This is a genomic window from Ruminococcus sp. (assembly GCF_045129435.1).
Classification (GTDB): Bacteria; Bacillota; Clostridia; order Oscillospirales; family Acutalibacteraceae; genus Ruminococcoides.
In genome coordinates, this window is the sequence record NZ_JBGVJL010000073.1 from 1 (window position 1) to 2,127 (window position 2,127).

3 protein-coding genes are annotated in these 2,127 nt (G+C 35.0%); all 3 read left to right on the forward strand.

Annotated elements, in window-relative coordinates; all coding sequences use genetic code 11:
* Positions 1–204: hypothetical protein (locus ACJMMI_RS03695; RefSeq protein ID WP_405353678.1), on the forward strand; the 204-nt coding region annotated here is incomplete at its 5' end.
* Positions 201–344: an SHOCT domain-containing protein gene (locus ACJMMI_RS03700; protein ID WP_405353680.1), complete on the forward strand. Its 144-nt coding sequence runs from the start codon at positions 201–203 to the stop codon at positions 342–344. The genes ACJMMI_RS03695 and ACJMMI_RS03700, both read left to right, overlap by 4 nt.
* Positions 345–551: 207 nt before the next feature.
* Positions 552–1,868, forward strand: a complete 1,317-nt coding sequence (locus ACJMMI_RS03705; RefSeq protein ID WP_405353682.1) for an IS1595 family transposase — start codon at positions 552–554, stop codon at positions 1,866–1,868.
* The last annotated feature ends 259 nt before the right edge of the window (positions 1,869–2,127 follow it).

Here is a 2,127-nt window from a genome sequence, read left to right on the forward strand (position 1 = left end):
CAGTTGGAGCTTACCGAACAACAGCAAAAAGAAGCTATGGAAAAAGTGGCACAGGAAATGCATTGCACCTTGATGCCGCCGAGAAAACCGATCCCAACTCCCGATGAACTTGCAGCAGAAGGATACGAGGTCGTAACCTTGCCGAACGAAGATCAGGACGCGGACAATGCTCCTGCGATGAGCATGGGAGGTGGAATACAATGAAGGATAAGAATAACGCAACCTTCGCCTGGGGCGTGGGAATGCTCCGTACCCTGCTTGCGATGAAGCTCATCACCGAAGAAGAATACAGGAAGATCGTGAGAATCCAAGCTGAACATTACGGCGTGGAAATCACCGTTTAACCCCGAAAAACAAAACCTTTTGTTAACATTTAGTGGTATTGACACCGCTTTTTTGTGTAAAAGGTAGATTTTCAAAAAGTCTCTGTCCTACATGAGTATTGATAAACAAAAAATATACAATTTTAAATATAAATATGCATAAATAGAATTGTTACTAACATAAAAAATTACGTTCTTTTACAAATACATTTTGTGGAGGAACTTTTTATGACTGGTTTTAATTCTAATTTTAGTGATATTCAAAAACAAATCTCTTTTGCAAACCTTACAGACGAGCAAATTCTGGAGTTATTGTCTATTTTGCAAACAAAGAGAAATGCAAAGCCTAAACTTACAAAGGAAGAAAAAGTCTTTCTTCAATGTTGCAGAGAACGTAGGAGTTATTCTGCAAATAAGGATTTAGATACTGTTGTTTGTCCTGTTTGTGGTTCAATTAACATTATCAAGAATGGTACAAAAAATGGCAGACAGAGATACAAATGCAAAGATTGTGCAAGAACCTTTGGGGATACCATTGGTACCGTTGTCTTTCGCTCCAAATTATCTATTGCAAAGTTGATTGAACTTATCAAGTTGACTTTACAAGGTGAGAGTTGCCGTACCATAGCAAAAGAACTTGGTATCAACAAGCAGACAGTATTACACAACAGACACAGGATATGTTCTGTTCTTCATCAGTTTGTGTGCAATCAAGACGATTTCAAGAGTTTAGCAGAGAGTGACGAGTATTACTATCCTTTATCTTTCAAGGATATAAAAGACCCAATATTTTTCTTGAATACACTTGGCAGAATGCCATATACTCATAGAAATTACAAACAGAAACTTGAATATATTGAGAAACAAGGTTTTGATAGTGCTTTCTTACAAGTTCTTAATGATAATGAAGAACAGGTTAGAAATGAGTTGCTTAACTACGTCAATTACGATGATTTAAAATCGCAAGAAAAGTTCTCAAATGCCCTAAATGGTATGGATACAGAGAAAATTATTCAGGTCTTGAAGACATTGAATGAACAGCAGAAGAAAAAGAGAGGTATCAGCAATCAGCAAGTATGTTGTTTGTCTTGTGTTGATAGAAATAATAACCATTTCTTGCAAACTGTTTGTGTTGGCAGAATATGGGCAAGTCATATTGAAAAAACACTTTTACCACACTTTACGGAAGATACTGTTTTGATTACAGACAGCCACAGAGCATATAAGACCGTAGCAAACAAGCACAAGATACCATTAAAGCAAATCCCAAGCGGAAAGCATACAAGCGGTGGATATAGTCTTGGTCATATCAATGGGTATCACCACAATATAAGTGATTTTATGTATCTGTATCATGGTGTTAGTTCCAAGTTTCTTGACTATTACTTGGCTCTGTTCTATTGGATTGAGAAGAATAAGCATAAACCTTACCTTGAACAAGCCTATGACATAATCACTCTGTTATCCAATCAGGCTAAAAAGATACCACTCAATAAGTTCAAGGAAAAACCCATATCCTTTGACTTAAAAGGTATGTTAAGTTAAGAATTCTGTTAATTTTATCTCTGTATCGTGACAAATGAGAAAAAGTATGCTATAATATAGACGGAAAATAGAACTTTTTGCTAATTTTCTGTCTATATAGGTAATAAAACAGTTAAACAAATAAGAATTTGTGGAGGAGGTAAAAATGATTTATAAAATTTTTGCATTATTGATAATGATTTTATTTTATAGTATTTATTTTGGCAAAATGATTATTCAAAAAAGACAGGGAATTAAAACAAGACAACTTGGAAAAGGG

Bases quoted from the DNA above. Each gene is read 5' to 3' on its own strand.
- ACJMMI_RS03705 (WP_405353682.1), top strand. From the start codon at position 552: ATGACTGGTTTTAATTCTAATTTTAGTGATATTCAAAAACAAATCTCT.
- ACJMMI_RS03700 (WP_405353680.1), top strand. From the start codon at position 201: ATGAAGGATAAGAATAACGCAACCTTCGCCTGGGGCGTGGGAATGCTC.